The sequence below is a fragment of the Candidatus Niyogibacteria bacterium CG10_big_fil_rev_8_21_14_0_10_46_36 genome (assembly GCA_002772995.1).
Taxonomy (GTDB): Bacteria; Patescibacteriota; Minisyncoccia; order 1-14-0-10-42-19; family 1-14-0-10-42-19; genus 1-14-0-10-46-36.
Map to the genome: position 1 here is coordinate 40,092 of PFCO01000003.1, position 18,674 is coordinate 58,765.

The 18,674-nt window shown below is 47.1% G+C and carries 11 protein-coding genes and 2 rRNA genes; 2 read left to right on the forward strand and 11 right to left on the reverse strand.

What is annotated here, in order from left to right:
• Positions 1-223: 223 nt before the first annotated feature.
• On the forward strand, positions 224-670 hold the full coding sequence (locus COU47_01250; protein ID PIR69698.1) for a single-stranded DNA-binding protein: 447 nt from the start codon (positions 224-226) through the stop codon (positions 668-670).
• Between the two features lie 9 nt (positions 671-679).
• Positions 680-892, forward strand: a complete 213-nt coding sequence (gene rpsR, locus COU47_01255; protein ID PIR69699.1) for a 30S ribosomal protein S18 — start codon at positions 680-682, stop codon at positions 890-892.
• A 30-nt stretch (positions 893-922) separates the two neighbouring features.
• Here rpsR and recA read toward each other — a convergent pair whose 3' ends face one another.
• The 11 genes from recA to COU47_01310 all read right to left on the reverse strand — a co-directional run bounded on the left by recA (position 923) and on the right by COU47_01310 (position 18,648).
• Positions 923-1,912 carry a recombinase RecA gene (gene recA, locus COU47_01260; protein ID PIR69798.1) on the reverse strand — a complete coding sequence of 330 codons (990 nt, stop codon included), beginning with the start codon at positions 1,910-1,912 and terminating at the stop codon, positions 923-925.
• 39 nt (positions 1,913-1,951) lie between these two features.
• Positions 1,952-2,293: a hypothetical protein gene (locus COU47_01265; GenBank protein PIR69700.1), complete on the reverse strand. Its 342-nt coding sequence runs from the start codon at positions 2,291-2,293 to the stop codon at positions 1,952-1,954.
• Positions 2,294-2,298: 5 nt separating this feature from the next.
• Positions 2,299-4,593 (reverse strand): cell division protein FtsK, encoded by a 2,295-nt coding sequence (locus COU47_01270; protein PIR69701.1) that lies wholly within the window; start codon positions 4,591-4,593, stop codon positions 2,299-2,301.
• Positions 4,594-4,649: 56 nt separating this feature from the next.
• Positions 4,650-8,303, reverse strand: coding sequence for a DNA-directed RNA polymerase subunit beta' (gene rpoC / locus COU47_01275; GenBank protein PIR69702.1), 3,654 nt, complete (start codon positions 8,301-8,303; stop codon positions 4,650-4,652).
• 19 nt (positions 8,304-8,322) lie between these two features.
• The gene (locus COU47_01280) at positions 8,323-11,574 is read right to left on the reverse strand and encodes a DNA-directed RNA polymerase subunit beta (protein ID PIR69703.1); all 3,252 of its coding nucleotides are present in this window, start codon (positions 11,572-11,574) and stop codon (positions 8,323-8,325) included.
• 205 nt (positions 11,575-11,779) lie between these two features.
• Positions 11,780-12,883 carry a rod shape-determining protein RodA gene (locus tag COU47_01285; protein ID PIR69704.1) on the reverse strand — a complete coding sequence of 368 codons (1,104 nt, stop codon included), beginning with the start codon at positions 12,881-12,883 and terminating at the stop codon, positions 11,780-11,782.
• 2 nt (positions 12,884-12,885) lie between these two features.
• Complete coding sequence (locus tag COU47_01290) at positions 12,886-13,662, reverse strand: hypothetical protein (GenBank protein ID PIR69705.1); 777 nt, start codon at positions 13,660-13,662, stop codon at positions 12,886-12,888.
• A gap of 141 nt (positions 13,663-13,803) precedes the next feature.
• A 5S ribosomal RNA gene (gene rrf, locus COU47_01295) occupies positions 13,804-13,909 on the reverse strand.
• A gap of 55 nt (positions 13,910-13,964) precedes the next feature.
• Positions 13,965-17,057 (reverse strand): 23S ribosomal RNA (locus tag COU47_01300).
• A 350-nt stretch (positions 17,058-17,407) separates the two neighbouring features.
• The gene (locus COU47_01305) at positions 17,408-18,097 is read right to left on the reverse strand and encodes a hypothetical protein (GenBank protein PIR69799.1); all 690 of its coding nucleotides are present in this window, start codon (positions 18,095-18,097) and stop codon (positions 17,408-17,410) included.
• Positions 18,098-18,309: 212 nt separating this feature from the next.
• Positions 18,310-18,648 (reverse strand): hypothetical protein, encoded by a 339-nt coding sequence (locus COU47_01310; protein PIR69706.1) that lies wholly within the window; start codon positions 18,646-18,648, stop codon positions 18,310-18,312.
• Between the last annotated feature and the right edge of the window lie 26 nt (positions 18,649-18,674).

The following is an 18,674-nucleotide window of genomic DNA, read 5'->3' on the forward strand; positions in this document are numbered from 1 at the left end:
CACAGGCATCTGATATCGCTGAAATTGAAAAGCAGGCAAAACGCATGCCGGAAGTCATCCGCGTGCTTATTGTACAGAGCTTCCGCGAAGAACTCATGGAACATCGGACCCGTGCACGCAAGAAAGTAGTCACCGAGGAGGAGAAGGGACGCATTGAAGAGATTGATAAAAAACTAGAAGAAATCTTAGGAGATTAATTATTTATTTTGCATCACTCTACGCCATGAATCTCAATAAAGCTTTTATTATCGGGAATCTTACGCGCGACCCCGAGGTGCGCACACTCCCTTCGGGCCAGTCGGTTGCTTCGTTCGGCATTGCAACAAATAGCTTTTTCACAAAGGACGGCCAACGCCAACAGCAAACTGAATTCCATAATGTGGTGCTCTTCGGGCGCCTTGCAGAAATAGCAAAACAGTATCTTGCAAAAGGAAGTCTTGCAATGATTGAGGGAAGAATACAAACCCGTTCCTGGCAGGGACAAGACGGCCAAAAAAAATGGCGCACAGAAGTTGTCGCGGAACGACTGCAATTAGGCCCTCGCGGAGGAAGCACAGGAAGTTCAACACCTTCTCCATCGTCTAACGAACCGGATGCGGCAAAAAAGGACTCTCTTGACACAATCGAATACGGGGAGGATAATATGAACCCGGACGATATTCCATTCTAAACTATACTTATGATAACAGAACAAAAACAGTGCTATTTTTGCACATCAAACATACGAATAATTAATTACAAAGATCCTGAGGCGCTCCGGAAGTTTTTGAGTCCTCAAGCAAAAATACTCCCGCGCAAGCACACGCACCTCTGCGCAAAACACCAGCGGAATCTCGCAACCGCAATAAAGCGGGCTCGGTTCCTCGCTCTTCTCCCCTATATTGCAAACTAAAAACACCGGCCATGCGGCCGGTGTTTTGTGTTATATTGTCTTTGCTTTCTTTAAGAGCTCGTTTGTTATTTTTTTGTTCTCTTTTAGAAAGTTTTTTGCATTATCAAACCCATGCCCGAGCTTGGTTACATCAAAGCTGTACGATGCTCCGGATTTTTTCACAATGCCGTGTTTTTCGGCAAAATTCAGAAGATCCGCCTCAAATGAAATCCCTTCGTTGTACATAATATCAAACTCTGCCGTTCGGAACGGAGGCGCAACTTTGTTCTTTACCACCTTTGCTTTTACCCGGTTGCCAATAACATCTTCTCCTTTTTTGATCTGTGCGGCTCTTCGCACTTCCACACGGACCGATGAATAGAATTTGAGCGCCTTCCCCCCAGGTGTTGTTTCGGGGTTCCCGAAAAACACTCCTATCTGCATACGCACCTGATTGATAAAAATGAGCATGGTCTTTTTATTTGCGGCAAGTGCAGAAAGTTTGCGGAGTCCATGAGACATAAGACGAGCCTGAAGTCCTACGTGCTGCTGCCCCATATCTCCTTCAATTTCTGCCTTCGGCGTGAGTGCGGCAACCGAGTCAATAATGACAACGTCCACGCTACCGGAACGCACCAAGCTTTCTACAATATCTAACGCTTGCTCCCCGGTATCCGGCTGGGAAATCAGCAAATCATTGATCTTTACACCTATCTTCCGTGCATATTCGGGGTCCATAGCGTGTTCCGCATCAACAAACGCAACAAGTCCGCCCTTTTTCTGGGTCTCTGCGGCTACATGGAGCGCAAGGGTGGTCTTTCCCGACGATTCGGGACCGTATATCTCAATAATACGCCCGCGCGGCATGCCGCCCACACCAAGCGCCCTATCAAGCGAAAAAGAACCCGTCGGTATAGCATCAACATCCACCTTGCCCACCTCTCCAAGCTTCATAATAGAGCCTTCACCGTATTTATTTTGTATATCTTTTATCGCTCCTTCGAGATCCAATTTTTTGTCGTCTTGTTTTCCTTTGGGCATAATTATATGCATTTTATACTAATAATATGGCGGTGCATTTTATTCCCCGGTGATGTATACCATCCGTTCTTCTTCAAAAATTTTTCCGAATCTCCCTTCGCCAATTATCCTAATTATATTCAAGCCATACGGTAAAATCAATTCTTCCTCAAAAAATCCCTCATCATCCGTAAAAATAGTTCTTCCGTCAAGGGACAAAAATGACATACCTGATGCCTGGCCACGCAGAATTACATGGCTTGTGCGCATGTGTTCTCCATTTTCAGGAGAAAACACGACAAGATCAGACCCAAAAACAAAGCCTTTCAGCTGAAAGGCAAGATATCCCGAAAACACCGCCAAAATCCCAATAAGAAAAATATTGCGCAAAAAAGAAGACATGTGTGTTACTGCATAGTATGAAAGAAATCACCTCCTCCCGATCCTGGCGTATCATCGCCTTCATCCGCAGAGGAATCCCCATCACCAGCATCTGCGTACACCTCTCGAGGTTTCGCCCCCTCTCCAGGTCCAATAACGCCACGGTCTTCTAATATATCTAAAAGCCGTGCTGCTCGGGCATACCCCACGCGGAGGCGTCTTTGTAAATATGACGCCGACGCTTTTTTCGCTTCAATGACTATCTTTTTTGCTTCTGCATACAGTTCGTCTTCTTCATCATCATTCATAGACACTTCGTCAAAAATAGTCTTTTTATCTTTATCGTCTCCCGAATCAATAGTTACTGTTCCCCCATCAAATCCGGCATATTGATCCTCCAAAAATTGTGCGACCTTGCGCACTTCCGATTCGCTTACAAAACTCCCCTGGATACGCTTTGGTTTTGATGTATCCCCTGAAAGGAAGAGCATATCTCCGTTTCCTAATAATTTTTCCGCTCCTGCCATATCAAGAATAGTACGAGAATCCACCTGAGAAGCGACCTGGAAGGCAATACGGGATGTTATATTCGCCTTAATAAGCCCTGTGATAACCTCTACAGATGGGCGTTGTGTTGATACTATCAAGTGAATACCGACAGCACGGGACATTTGCGCAAGGCGGACGATAGAGGCCTCAAGCTCGCGCGGGTATGTTGCCATAATATCTGCCAACTCATCAATAACAATAACAATATACGGCATAGGATTTTCTCCCGATGTCTTTATTGCCTGATATGAATGAATATCCCGCGCTTTTGCCGCTTGTAAGAGCTCGTACCGCCTCTCCATCTCGGACACCGCCCACTTCAGCGCAAGAATCGTTTTTTTTGCATCAGTGATGACAGGAGCTAATAAATGCGGGATGCCTGAATATGCAGATAATTCAACACGCTTAGGGTCAACGAGCAAAAAACGGAGATTGTCCGGGCTGTTCCTATATAAAAGGCTCACCATAAGGCCGTGAATAGCGACTGACTTTCCAGAGCCGGTGGAGCCGGCAATTAGAAGGTGAGGCATTTTTTCGAGCGCTGTGTACACCGCTTGTCCCGAAACATCGCGGCCAAGCGCCAGACTTAACACATGCTTGCCGTAGCGGAACTCATCACTCGAAAGCAGGCTACGGGCACCCACAAGCGCAACTGCCTTATTCGGGATCTCAAGCCCAACAAGAGAACGGCCCGGAATGGGAGCTTCAATCCTGATGGGGTGAGCGGCAAGCGCAAGCGCAAGGTCATTATGCAAGCCGGTGATACGCGTTAACTTTATCCCTTCTGCCGGGCGTATCGTGTACTGGGTAACCGACGGTCCAACATTAACTTCAGCCATCTCAACATCAATACCGAAATTTTTCAGCGTCCGTTTGATAATATTTGCGTTTGCCTTAATGTCGCCCGACGACGGCTTACCTTTGTCGCTCTCCAACAGATCAAGTGGGGGTGTCTGGAAATTTACATTTCTCCGCCGAGCCGCCGCCTTAAATGTATTCGTCGCGAAGGAGTTGCTTTCTTCTTCCCCCTCTCCAGCCTCTTCCTCTCCAGCTCCTTCATCTTCATGGTGCTCGCCTGGCTCCTCTTCCCCCTCTCTTGATTCGTACTCTTCCCCAGACTCATACACCACCTCCTCCTTTTTATTCTTTCGCAGCCCTCCTAATGTGTTCTTGAGCGCCTGAAAACTGCTTACGGATTCTTCATCGGCATTCTTTTCGTCTTCATCATCGACATCCTCTACAATTTTTGATTTCACCAAAGACGCATTCAACATTAAGAGAATAGAAACAATCAATAGGGTTGTCATCACAATAAACGATGCCCAGAAATCAAACAATTTAAGTACCGGTGCGGCAACAACAAATCCGGCATATCCCGCAGCCTTCTGCCCAAATACTACCTCTATGCCCCCCAAAACGCTTACCAAAAAGAGAACACCACCAAGAAGAGTCGGCGCAAAAAATGTAGGCCGAAAATAGAAAAAGAGCGATGCCCCTATAAAAAAGAAGAAGAGCGGAACAATAAACTCCGCCTGCCCAAACAGCACAGAAAGCCAACGCTCTATGAATACGCCCGCCTTGCCCGCCCTACCGGCAATAGAAAGGATGAAAATGATGGAAAGAGCGAAGGAAAAAACGATAAAAATAGACTGTTTTGTCTCGTGTTTCACCTGCTCAAACCACGATTCATTGCCATCTTTCTCTTCAATGTCCCGGGAAGCCCGTTTTTTAGATCTCTTTTTCTTGGCCATTATACTCACTATTATAGGCATTTTTTAGAAAAAGAAAAAGCCGGCGCATGCCGGCTTTTTCTTTTGTTCTTTATTGGTTATTCTTCAGGCTCCTCCTTGCCTTTTTTCGTTCTAAAACCGGTTCCTGCGGGTATTAAATGCCCGATAATGACATTTTCCTTAAGCCCCCGGAGCTTGTCTTCCTTTCCTGAAATTGCCGCAGCAATAAGCACACGAGCCGTCTCTTGAAATGATGCAGCAGCTAAGAAGCTCTCCGTAGTGAGTGCGGTGCGGGTGATACCCAGCACAAGCGGGGTGTGCTCCACAAGTGCGCCCTTTATTTCTTTTATCTGATGATTTGCTTCAAATACAGTCGCGCGCTCAACCACATCACCCTCCGCAAGATTGCTGTCACCTGATTTGGTAATGCGTACACGAGAAAACATCTGACGCATAATTACTTCTACATGCTTCTCGTTAATTGATGCTCCCTGTAATGTGTAGATCTTGCTGATTTCGTTGAGGATATAATTTTGCACAGTCCACATATCCGCAAGGCGGAACAATTCCCGGATATCAATTGGTCCGTCTGAGAGCGGCATGCCAGGTTTTACTTCGCTCCCCTTCTCTACTACCAAAAGCCGGCCGAACGGCACTATATATTCCCGGGTTTCCTTCTCTTTCTTCCCTGCTGCTGATCCTTTTGCGGGCTTGCCTTTTTCTTCAGCGTCAGTAAGGACTTTGATTATCTTATCTCTCCCGTCAATCGTAATATCCATAACTGTTCCGGTTACATCCGAGATTACTGCCGGATGGCGAGGACTGCGAATTTCGAATATTTCTTCCACACGCGGAAGACCGAGCGTGATATCTCCTGCTGCAACAATTCCTCCCGTGTGAAAGGTACGCATAGTAAGCTGTGTGCCCGGCTCTCCGATAGCTTGCGCCGCAACGATACCTACGGCTTGTCCAAGTTTTACCGGAATGTTTGTCCCCAGGTCATACCCGTAACACGCGCCGCACAACCCGCGTAATTCCTTGCAGGAAACCGGAGAACGAAGAATAATTTCTGCTACATCTTTGTTGTCTCCTATGAGATCGGCGTCATCCGAAGAAATAATATGGCCTCTCTTAAACACCACCGAACCTTTTGTGTCTTTCAGGTCCTGCGCAAGCATGCGTCCATAAATGCGCTGAGAAAAATGTTTTCCATACTCTTCCACTTCATGGCGACGAATCAAAAACCCATCGCTATCACCGCAGTCTTCTTCGCGGACAATAACATCTTGCGCAACGTCAACCAGACGGCGAGTAAGGTATCCTGCAGCTGCGGTCTTTAAAGCAGTGTCAGCGGTTCCTTTCCGTGCACCGTGCGTAGAAATAAAGTATTCCAAGACAGTGAGGCCATCCTTGTAGTTTGAAGTGATGGGAAACTCGATGATACGCCCCGCTGGGTTCCGTACAAGTCCCCGCATGCCGGTCATCTGAGCCACCTGCGCCCAGTTACCGCGAGCGGCAGATGACACCATGCTGTGTACCGGCCCATATTCATTCAGTGCTGAGGGCACAAATTCATCTACCTTTTGTTTTGTGTCGGTCCATATCTCAATTACCCGCCGGTATCGTTCTTCTTCAGTAAGCAAGCCCTCAATGTATGCGTCACTGATTTTTTTCGCCTCTTCTTCGGCTTTACGCACAAACTCTTTTTTCTCACCCGGCGACAAGAAGTCATCCATGCCCATGCTCATTCCTGAGCGTGTCGCATACTCAAATCCGAATGCCTTAATCTTATCGAGTATGGGAGCAGACGCGTCAATTCCGTAGCGCTCAATAATGCGCGACACCATCTTGGTAAGATCCTTCCGGCCCAACTCCCTGTTTACATATTCAAAATCGGATGGCAGCGTACTGTTAAACAAAAGCCGTCCGACGCTGGTTTCAAGAATTTTCCCAGGAAGTTTTTGGTACTCGCGATACTTTGCAGTATCAGTTACCCGAACTTTTATTTTCGCCTGGAAGCCTACTGCCCCCATATCATAAGCAAGGATAGCTTCATTTGGGGTAGCAAATATTCCGTCTTCTCCGAGCGACCCAGGGCGGAGTTTCGTGAGCCAATATGACCCAAGAACCATGTCCTGCCGGGGGGTCGTAATCGGAGATCCGGTACCCGGTTTTGTAAGGTTCCGGGAAGAAGCCATAATTTCGCGCGCCTCCCACTGTGCATCCTCAGTCAATGGAACATGGACTGCCATTTGGTCGCCGTCAAAGTCTGCGTTGAATGCTTCACAAACAAGCGGGTGCACTTGGATAGCATTGCCCTCAACCATGATTGGCTGAAATGCCTGAATACCAAGACGGTGGAGTGTTGGTGCCCGGTTCAAAAGCACATATTTTCCCTTAATAACCTGTTCAAGCGCCGCCCACACATCGGGAGTTGCTTCGTCTATCAAACGATTTGCGCCACGGATGTTATGCGCAAAACCCTGTTCAATCAACCGCGAGATAACAAACGGACGAAAGAGTTCCAGTGTCATGTGCTTCGGCAAACCGCATTGATGCAATTTCAATTCAGGACCTACCACGATAACGGAACGGCCTGAGTAATCAACACGCTTACCTAAAAGGTTTTGACGGAACCGTCCCTGCTTTCCTTTCAAAATATCAGCAAGAGATTTCAGCGGACGCTTTTGCGCTTGCGATACTGCTGCCTGCTGACCTGACCGGCGAATTGAGTTATCTATAAGCGCATCCACTGCTTCTTGGAGCATGCGTTTTTCGTTGCGTACTATGACTTCGGGCGCATGCAGGTCTAAAAGACGCTTTAAGCGGTTGTTTCGGTTGATAACACGCCGGTATAAATCGTTTACATCGGATGTTGCATTTCTCCCTCCATCAAGCTGAACCATAGGCCGGAGATCGGGCGGAATAACCGGAAGCATACTTAAAAACATCCATTCGGGACGCGCGTTTGAACGAATGAGCGCCTTTACAAGACTTAAGCGCTTTACCGCTTTGCGCTGTGCTTGAGTGGACGCGTTTTCTACTTCTTCTTCGAGCTGGTCCCGAAGCACATCAAGATCAATGCGATTACAAATTTCATGAAGCGCTTCGGCTCCGATACCTGCCTGAAATACATCACCGTATCTTAAACTCAAATGATGGTATTCCGATTCTGCCAGCACCCGGCGTTCCTGGATGCTCGCAAGTTCATTGCGCGCAACATCAAGCGCTTCTTTTAGCGCGTGCTGTTCTTTTTTAGTCGTTACTTGTTTTGATTTTATTTTAAATTCCCGCTCAAGTTCTGCGGCGACTTCTGCACGCTTCTCTTCATCAACACGGGTAATAACATAACTTGCAAAATAGACAACGCGCTCAAGGTCGGCAACAGACAGATCAAGCAACAGCCCTATACGGGAAGGCACTCCGCGGACAAACCAAATATGAGTCACTGGGACTGCAAGCTGAATATGCCCCATCCGCTCTCTGCGGACAATTGCGCGAGTCACTTCAACGCCACACTTGTCGCAAATAATGCCTTTATAGCGAATGCGGCGGTATTTCCCACAATAACACTCGTAATCCTTTTCGGGGCCAAAAATACGCTCATCAAAAAGACCGTCCTTTTCGGGGCGTTGTGTACGATAATTGATGGTCTCGGGCTTCGTGACCTCTCCGTATGACCATGATTTAATACGGTCGGGAGACGCAATGCGGAGAATGATAGAATTAAAATCTGATACTTTTGTTTCCATGGTGATATATACGCACTAATTAATTTTTCGCTCGCTCTCTCTCTTCTTGAGAGACCTGTTGCCGTTCGCGCGATAAGCGGCGCTCTTCCATTTCTTCACTTACATCAATGCCATGCAATTCAACATCAAGCGCGAGACCTTTAAGCTCATTCACCAACACATGAAACGATGTTGGCAAGTTTGGATTTTTGAATTCTTCCCCGCGTACGATTGTATCGTATGCAGCGGCACGTCCGAGCACATCATCTGATTTTATCGTGAGCATTTCCTGCAGAATGTGCGCCGCGCCATACCCCTCAAGCGCCCACACTTCCATTTCTCCAAAACGCTGTCCTCCTCCCTGCGCTTTTCCTCCAAGCGGCTGCTGGGTGATGAGCGAATACGGACCGATAGAACGCATATGGATCTTGTCTTCTACCATGTGAATCAGCTTCATCATATAAATCTGCCCGACAGTTACCGGCTGTTCGAATTTTTCTCCCGTGCGTCCGTCATACAGCGGCACTTTTCCTTCGCGGGGCAATCCAGCTTTTTCTAATTCGTTTTTAATCTCCTCAACGCTGGCTCCCTGAAATGGCGGAACAAGCGCTTGATATCCGAGACGCTCTGCCGCCCATCCGAGATGCGTCTCAAGAATCTGACCGATATTCATACGGCTTACCACACCCAAGGGATTTAAAATCATATCAACCGGCGTTCCGTCTTCTAAGCATGGCATGTCTTCCACCGGAAGAATCTTTGAAATAACTCCTTTATTTCCGTGACGGCCGGCGAGCTTGTCTCCGACGGATATTTTACGAAGCTGAGCGATTTCTATCTGAATTAATTTAATGACTCCCGTATCAAGTTTATCTCCGCGGTCACGTGAGAACACTTTCACACCAACAACGCGCCCCTGCTTTCCGTGCGGCATACGAAGCGACGTATCGCGAACATCGCGTGCTTTTTCACCGAAAATAGCACGAAGCAAGCGCTCTTCAGATGTCAGTTCCGCCTCTCCCTTCGGCGTAATTTTTCCTACCAAAATATCGCCCGAGCGCACTTCTGCGCCGATCCGGACGATGCCGTCTTCGTCTAAGTCTTTCAGCTTATCCTCCCCCACATTTGGAATGTCGTATGTAGTGATTTCCGGGCCAAGTTTTGTATCGCGTACAGGAATCGCAAAATCTTCAATATGCACTGAGGTGAATATGTCCTCGTGCATGAGCTTTTCTGAAATGATAATCGCATCCTCATAGTTCGCGCCTCCCCAAGAAAGAAACGCCACCTTAATATTCTGGCCGAGCGCTATCTGTCCGTTTTGCGACGAAGACACATCCGCGAGGATATCGCCCTTCTTTACTTTGTCCCCGGGCATAACTAGCGGACGCTGGGTAATGACCGTGTATTCGTTTGAGCGAAGATAATTTAGAAGCAGATATGTTTTATCCTTCTTTTTTTCATTTCGGATGATAATCTTGTTTGCGTCTGCATATTTTACCGTTCCGTCTTCTGCGGCCAGAATCAACCGTCCGGAATCGCGCGCCGCTTTTTCTTCAAGCCCCGTACCGACATAGGGAACCTGCGCCTTTACACACGGAACTGCTTGTCTTTGCATGTTCGCGCCCATCATAACGCGGTTTGCGTCGTCGTGTTCCAGGAATGGAATAAGTGATGTTGCAATGCTGAACGCCTGGAATGGCGCGACATCAATAAAATCAACTTCATTTGCAGGAACGATGCCCGCCTGCCCCCGTACGCGTGCGGGGACTTTCTCATCGAGAATCTTCCCATTCTCCTCATATGGAATAGTAGTCGGTGCAATGTTTACTTCTAATTCTTGAAATGCGGTAAGGTAGTTAATCTCATCCGTAATAATCCCATCTACAACCTTCCGGTACGGTGTTTCCAAAATGCCGAAATTGTTCACGCGCGCAAAACTTGCGAGATGAAGCACAAGACCAATGTTCGGACCTTCCGGGGTCTGGATGGGACAAATGCGTCCGTAGTGAGAGGGGTGAGCGTCACGAACCTCAAATCCGGCGCGCTCCCGGGTGAGGCCTCCTTGTCCCAACGCAGAAACACGACGAAGGTGCTCAAGCTCAGCAAGGATATTGTCCTGATCCATGAACTGTGAAAGCTGGTTTGTAGTAAAGAATTCTTTGAGCACCGCCATGACCGGACGGGAGTTGATAAGCTGGGCGGGGGTCATTGTGTATATATCAAGCGTACTCATGCGGTCCTGGATGATGCGCTTCATCCGAGTAAACCCTACCCGCAACCGCTGCTGTAAAAGCTCTCCGACTCCACGGATGCGGCGGTTCCCCAGGTGATCAATGTCATCCGGCGTTGCAGAGGGAGTATTATTAAAATCAATAATGCGGCGGATAACTTCAATCAAGTCTTCCTTGGTAAGAATCCGGCTTCCTTCTTCTATTTTTTCTAGCGGAAATCTGAGGCGTTCATTTATCTTATATCGCCCAACTACTGAGAGATCATAACGATCCGGTGAAAACATACCCTCGAGAAGTTCGCGGGCGTTATCAATTGTCGCAAACTCTCCCGGCCGGATGCGCTTATAAATTTCTACATATGCCTCGTCTACCGTTGAAGTTGGATCGCGCTCAAGCGTCTCTTCCATAAAAGAAACAGGGCCATTATCAACCTTGCTGACCGCATCCTTGATAACTTCATCGGTTTCGTATCCAAAAATACGCAAGAGCGCCGACACCGGTATCTTTCTCTTGCGGTCAATGCGGACATAAAGCGCATTATCAGAACCGGTCTCTATCTCAATCCACGCGCCACGGGAAGGAATAATCTTTGCGCCAAAAAACTTTTTCCCCCGAAGTATATTCGCGGTAAAGTAAACACCAAAAGAGCGCGCAATCTGTGAAACGATTACACGCTCTACTCCATTTACAATAAACGTGCCGCGCTCAGTCATAATCGGCATGTCGGCGAGAAAAATTTCCTGTTCTTTTGATTCTTTGGTTACATTGTTACGAAGACGAACTTTTACGCGGAGAGGCGCTTCATATGAAAGATTGTGCGCTTTTGCAAAATACTCATCGTGCTTCGGCTCTTCGTCGATACTGTAATCGACAAATTCAAGCTCTAGGTCTTTTTCCGCGTAATCGGTGATTGGGGAAAAATCTTTAAATAAATCCCGAAGACCATGATCAATCAGCCACCGAAATGAATCAAGTTGCACTGAAACAAGACTCGGAAGTGGTGCGAGATCCGTCCGACGCTTTGAAAAATACTTCTTGGGCAGCGTATTTTTTGTCATATATAGGGAAAGGAGAGAAATTGATTATATAAAAAATAAAACAAAACAAAGACCCCTTTTTCCCCATTTAGAAGAGGTTCTCGTTCTTGTCTTATTTGTTATTAGGTGTATTTCAGCACCTTGTTTTTAGTATACTCAATAGATATGATTTGTCAAGAAAATATGTGGATAAACGCAAATTTCGTTTAAAAATAAGGATTTTCTCCTAGGAAACATCTATTTCATCCCCTGACACCTGGGTTCTCCTACTCTGCCTCATATTCATCCATATACCAAGCGCAAGGAAAAGCATTAATAAGTGAGAGCCCCCATAACTCACAAAAGAAAGCGGGAGGCCGGTGATGGGCAAGAGTCCGACATTCATCCCCACATGCACAATAAAATGACTTATCACTATCAAAGAGAGTCCAATTGAAAAAAGGCGAATAAAATTATCCGAACTTGCTCGCGCAGGACCAAGAAGGCGCCATATGAGGATAATAAAGAAAGCGATAAGCAGCAGCGCACCCGCAAAGCCCCATTCTTCAGCAAACGCAGCGAAGATGAAGTCGGTTTCATGTTCAGGCAAGAATTTAAGCCGGGATTGGATACCGTACCCTACCCCCTGCCCGAACATCTGGCCAGAACCAACTGCTATTTGCGTCTGCAAAATATGATACCCTGCCCCCTGCGGGTCCAGATACGGATTTACAAATGTAAGAATGCGGTCTTTTTGATAGGGCGCAAGAACGAGCATCCACACGACAACAAACATGATAACGGCAACACCAAGAACAAGTGCCAAATACCGGAATGGGATACCCGAGCTTATAACCATCCCCAGCCAAATAATGAAAAAAATGATGGCAGAGCCGAAGTCAGGCTGCATAAGAACTAAAAATGCGGGGATTGCGGCGTATAGCCCCGATATCAGCACATGCCGAAATTGCGTAATCTCAATATGACGGCGAGAAAAATACTTCGCAAGCAAAAGTACCACGATGAGCTTCATAAACTCTGATGGCTGTATCGCAAAAAAAGAAAACTGAAACCAGCTGGTTTCATTAGCAAGAAACAGTGAAACTAACACCAAAAGCCCTACCGCATAAAAAACGATAAGGAATCCGCTTGAATAAAAAAATCGCCAATCGATTTGGCTAAATATAATACAGACCCCAAGCCCGAGAGCCAACCATATGATTTGGCGCCAAAAAAAATAGTCGCTTGCGTTCTCTCCCCCGAACGATTTCATCGTAAAAAGCCCCGCGAGAAGCAAGGGCATGATGATTAAAAGAGATGTCCAATCAATTGTACGAAGCGCTCGTATCATGATTAAATTTCAGACTTCAAAAAGGCATCGGGAATCTTACGAATAAACGACTGGATGCTTGCGGGCGCTCGCTCAAGCGGAAATGGCCAGGTAAATGCTACATTTGTTGATGATTCGGGACGTATAGATTCTACGCGAGTCTTGCTCACCGCAAAAACATTACCGCTCTCATCCAACAGAGCGACCGCGGTTTCTAGATGCTCTTCAGGCAAAAAATTTCCGTTCCGCAAGGACATATCCAGCCTTCCTGCTGGAAACTGGGTTACCGCAAAGTTGAATGCTGTAATGTCCGGCTTTTCCTGTTCTATCCGCTCCCAGAGAATTTTTTCAAATTCTATGCTTGCCTGTACCGGAATTCTGTTCGCGGTCTGAACATTGGATTCAAATATCATGAACCGCTCCTGAGGGTTAATGAATGTCGTGCCTCCGCGAAGCGCTACAAGAACGCCTTTATCGTCGTGCATCTTTATTTGGTAGTGCACGATAGGCGCCCCCGCAAATAAGTTGGGGTTTTCTATGAGCATTGCAACATCATAGCGCGACTGACTTATCGGGAAAACGCGGTTCCAAAGCACCACAACATCTTTAACATCTCCCAAACACCCTGCGTCACAAGGGCCTCCGCAGTCAACGCCTTCCTCGTTCTGGTTCTGGATGCGGTCAAAACAGGTTGGCGACGGACGAAAAAACGATATTAAGAGAAACACGATAAGAAAAATAATCGCGCTAAATATCCCAAAATATGTCAATTGCCGTTTTGCCCGCCATGATAATGCCATATCCTTCTAGTATAAAAAGAAAAAACCCGCGATACAACTTGACACGGGTACGCAGGCGTAAAGTTTGTTTCTTGTCTTATTCAGCACGCCCAAAACAAAAAAGCACTCAAGGTGCTATTTGTTAATGTGTTATGTATTCCAAACTGGCGGCTACCTACTCTCCCCTTGCGAGTACCATCGGCTCGATCGCGTTTCACTTCCGTGTTCGGAATGAGAACGGGTGGTGCCACGACGACAAGCCACCAGATTGGAATACACAAAACATATACAGATGATGTAATAATCACCACATATTTCAGCGGGATTGACCACTTAGTACAGCTCGGCTTAACTCCTCACAGAGCGTACACCTGCTGCCTATCAACCTCGTCATCTCCGAGGGGTCTTAATGATTCCTAATCTTGAGGTGGGCTTCCCGCTTAGATGCCTTCAGCGGTTATCCCATCCCGACATAGCTACCCAGCGGTGCTCTTGGCAGAACAGCTGGCACACCAGAGGTCAGTTCTCTTCGGTCCTCTCGTACTAGAAGAAACTCCTCTCAAGAATCAACGCCTGCAGTAGATAGGAGACCAACCTGTCTCACGACGGTCTGAACCCAGCTCGCGTGCCACTTTAATGGGCGAACAGCCCAACCCTTGGGACCTTCTCCAGCCCCAGGATGTGACGAGCCGACATCGAGGTGCCGAACCGCTTCGTCGATATGGACTCTTGGAAGCGACCAGCCTGTTATCCCCGGAGTAGCTTTTATCCGTTAATCTTCCGCGGCGTCTAGTGCCCACGGTCGGTTCACTATGCTCTGCTTTCGCATCTCTTTCTATACATGAAAGCATAGAAAGTTCCGAAAGTTCGGAAGTTTGACATGTCCGTCTTACAGTTAAGCCAGCTTTTGCCATTACACTATCGGCGCGATTTCCATCCGCACCTAGCTGACCTTGATAGACACCTCCGTTACTTTTTAGGAGGTAAGCGCCCCACTTAAACTGCCCACCAGATACTGTCCCCGTATGTTTTCTCCATAAAGGTTAGAATCTAAAAATGGGAAGATGGGTATTTCACTGGCGGCTCCATGTCACCCTAAAGCGACACTTCAAAGCCTCCCCACTATTCTACGCATCACATTCTTAGAGCCAATATCAAGTTGCAGTAAAGCTTCCGGGGTCTTTTCGTCTAACTGCAGGTAACCGGCATCTTCACCGGTATTGCATTTTCACCGGGCTACTCCCCGAGACAGTCCCCCAGTCGTTACGCCTTTCGTGCACGTCGGAACTTACCCGACAAGGAAATACGCTACCTTAGGACCGTTATAGTTACGGCCGACATTGACGAGGGCTTCGGTCGGTCAGCACTACCTTGCGGCAGCACCACCAACGTTAACCTTCTCGCATTGGTCAGGCGTCACCCTCTATACATCCTCTTACGAGTTCGCAGAGAGCTGTGTTTTTGGTAAACAGTCGCCAGGGGTACTTTAGCTGCGCCCGCACTTGCGTGCGGGAGGGCTTATTCCAAAGTTACGCCCGCTTGTTTGCCGAGTTCCTTGGGGAGCACTCACCCGTTCGCCTTGGTCTTCTCGACCTGCTCACCTGTGTCGGATTACGGTACGGTTTCCATACATGTAACCCTAGAAGTTTTTCTTGGAAGGCTCTTCAAAAGAATTTTCTTCCGAAACGAAAGAATTTCTGCGTTGCGCGAGATTTGCCCGAAGGCTGTTTTCCGGATTTACCAAGAAAACGTCTCTTTGCAAAACAAACGCGAATCCAATAACGCGCTCTTTTTTATATCCTCCGTCCCTCCATCGGAAATGTACGGAAGTCACGGAATATTAACCGTGTGTCCATCAACTACGCCTTTCGGCATCGCCTTAGGACCGACTCACCCTTGGCTGATCAACATTGCCAAGGAAACCTTGAGCTTTCGGCGTACAGGGCTCTCACCTGTATTGCGGTTACTTGTGCCAACATTCTCGCTTCCCAGCGCTCCACCACTTCTCACGAAGCAGCTTTACTGCACTAGGAATGTTCTCCTACCGCGTTATGCAAAGCATAACGCCCTCACCTTCGGTACTCTGCTTTAGCCCCGATTATTTTCGGCGCAATATCTCTTGACGAGTGAGCTGTTACGCACTCTTTAAAGGGTGGCTGCTTCTAAGCCAACCTCCTCGCTGTCTGAGAAATTTCACCACCTTCAAAACACTTAGCAGAGATTTGGGGACCTTAGATTGAGATCTGGGCTGTTTCCCTCTTGACCAATGGAGCTTCGCCCCCATAGTCTAACTGCCCTTACAATACTTTCGGTATTCGGAGTTTGGTTGGAAAGCCGAGCTTTCGCCCTATGCATCCCATCCAGTAGCTCTACCCCCGAAAGATAATAAAGACGCTAACCCTAAAGTTATTTCGGAGAAAACCAGCTATTACCAGGTTCGATTAGCTTTTCACTCCGACCCACAGCTCATCCGATGACGTTGTACGATCAACCGGTTCGGACCTCCTTCCGCCTTTCGGCGAAATTCATCCTGGCCATGGGTAGCTCACCTGGCTTCGGGTCTTTTGCATGTTGCCTTTATTCTTTGCCAATTCACTCGCATGTGCGAGTGAATTGGAAAGAATAGTTCGCGCTATTAACACTCGGTTTCCCTATGCTTTCTTCGCCTGAGGCAAATTAAACGAGCAGCATGCAAAAACTCGTTGGCTCATTCTTCAATAGGCACGCCGTCACCCCGGTAAACCGAGGCTCCGACTCCTTGTAAGTATATGGTTTCAGGTACTATTTCATCGCCCTCATCGGGCTACTTTTCACCTTTCCCTCACGGTACTAGTTCACTATCGGTCTTGAAGTGTATTTAGCCTTGGGAGCTAGTACTCCCTGATTCCCCCGAGGCATTCGTTCCTCGAGGTACTTAAGAATGTATTTAGAAAGTAAGAAATAATTTTCATGTACGGGGCTATTACCCTCTTTGGCCTGCCTTTCCAGACAGCTTCTATTAACCATTCCTTATCTCCCCTGAGTAAAACTCAACAAATACATCTTTCAACCCCCATTCTAAAAGAACAGGTTTGGGCTCTTCCCGTTTCGCTCGCCGCTACTAAGGGAATGGATTCAGTCGACTAGTTTGCTCGTCTGTTGCGCTTGCGCGCAACACATCGTTGCCGATCATAACGAGCCAACTAGAAGACTGAATGTTGTTTTCTTTTCCTCCAGGTACTGAGATGTTTCACTTCCCTGGGTTCGCTATTCTGTCCCTTTCAAGACAGAACCAACTGCGGTTTGCGCAGCTAGGTTTCCCTATTCGGACATCTCCGGATCAAAGGTTGCTAGTCACCTCCCCGAAGCTTATCGCAGACACGCCACGTCCTTCGTCGCCACTTCAAGCCAAGGCATCCGCCATATACTCTTTTTTCCCGCTGAAATATGCAATGATTATAATGCTATAATCACCTGTATTCGTATTCAGTTATAAATTTGCTCCCCTTTACTGCCGACATCTATTTGTTCGCGTATCAAACAGATGTCGAAAGTAAAGAAATAAAAAATCCGCTCGTTCAAGCGGAGTTCATACAGCCAAAATAACGGCGTGATTACAAACCGGGGCCGGAACCCCCTCCGCTTTCTAAAAATGATATGTTGGAACGATTTAACATTTTTGTTTTTCCATTATAGCAGGTCCTTTGTGCCTGTCAAATGTCGAGGCTACCTGCCATTGCAGATGGGGCTTTCCTATAGAAAAGCCCCATAAAACAATAGCAATTAGCTATTTTCGGCCGTTTGAAATGTCTGAGCCAAGTTTTGCTAAAAACCGCGCCGCAGCATCCTTCCCGCCAAGCCCGAATGATAGCCCGAGCGCAATGGAGAGGGCGGCAATAAATCCGGTGAAAAGCGTTTGCACGAATGGACCCGCGATGCCAAGCTGATACATCGCGGCGAGAATTGCAAATATCCAGATTGCCCACTTTGTAATACCCCCAAGAAGTTCTGAGGATGGGAGATGTGCTGCTTTTGCAGACCCGACAACAATCCGGCGCATTGTGTCAGCAACAACCGCAGCGATAACAAGAATGAAGGACGCAACAATAACATTCGGGAGGTACGCCACAACATCGCGCAAGAACAAGTTAACTTGCTCAAGCCCCAACACATCCACCGCCGCAATAAGGAAGACGACAATAAAGAACCACTTTACGAGACCGCCAATAAATCCTCCCACATCAAGCTTGAATCCTGCGCGGGTAATCGGTCCTTCAAATCCAAGGTTCTCAAAGATCTTATCAAGTTTAAGCATACCGAGAATTTGTGCAACTATTTTGCCCAAAGAAACGGCAACAAGCCATCCAAGAACAAAAATGATGAACGCGACAATGAATTTTGGGATAAATTCTATAACGCCACCCCAAAGATTTTGGAATGAGCCGTATAATATGTCGCCAAATGCTTCAAAAGCCATATATAAAGAAAAATAGAGTACTAATTCTAATGAAAAATAAAGAGATATTCCTAAAAACCAAAACGATATTCGACCTTTTGGTCTAAAAGAAAAAGCCTTTTTTATGAGACTTCTTATATTATACCATATTTTGACCCCATTTTCGTCAGCATTCGGATTCTTGTGGATAAACAAAAATAAAAAACCGCCACTTATCTTGCGGCGGTTACCTGTTATGTGTTTTTTTCTTCGTTCATATATAATGCCCGATACTCTATTGGGATGCTAAGCTGTTTGTAGTGTTCAATGCTATAAGACATGCCTTTTGAAATTCCATAGTCTATATACACAACAATCGCTTCGGCAACGCTCCCCCATGATTGCCCTGCATGAATCCCTAGCATGCGTTCTTCCGGGATGCCATCATCAAGAATGCCTTCCTGCGCGTAAAGCAAATGACTCGCGAACGGCGCCTCACCTCGGAGTATACAGTCACGCATACATGCACGCGCATACCGGATATTTTTCTCAACATCACCCGCCAGGGGACTTTCCACGATAACGCGTTTCATTGTGTCTCCTTTTTTTAAAGATCGTG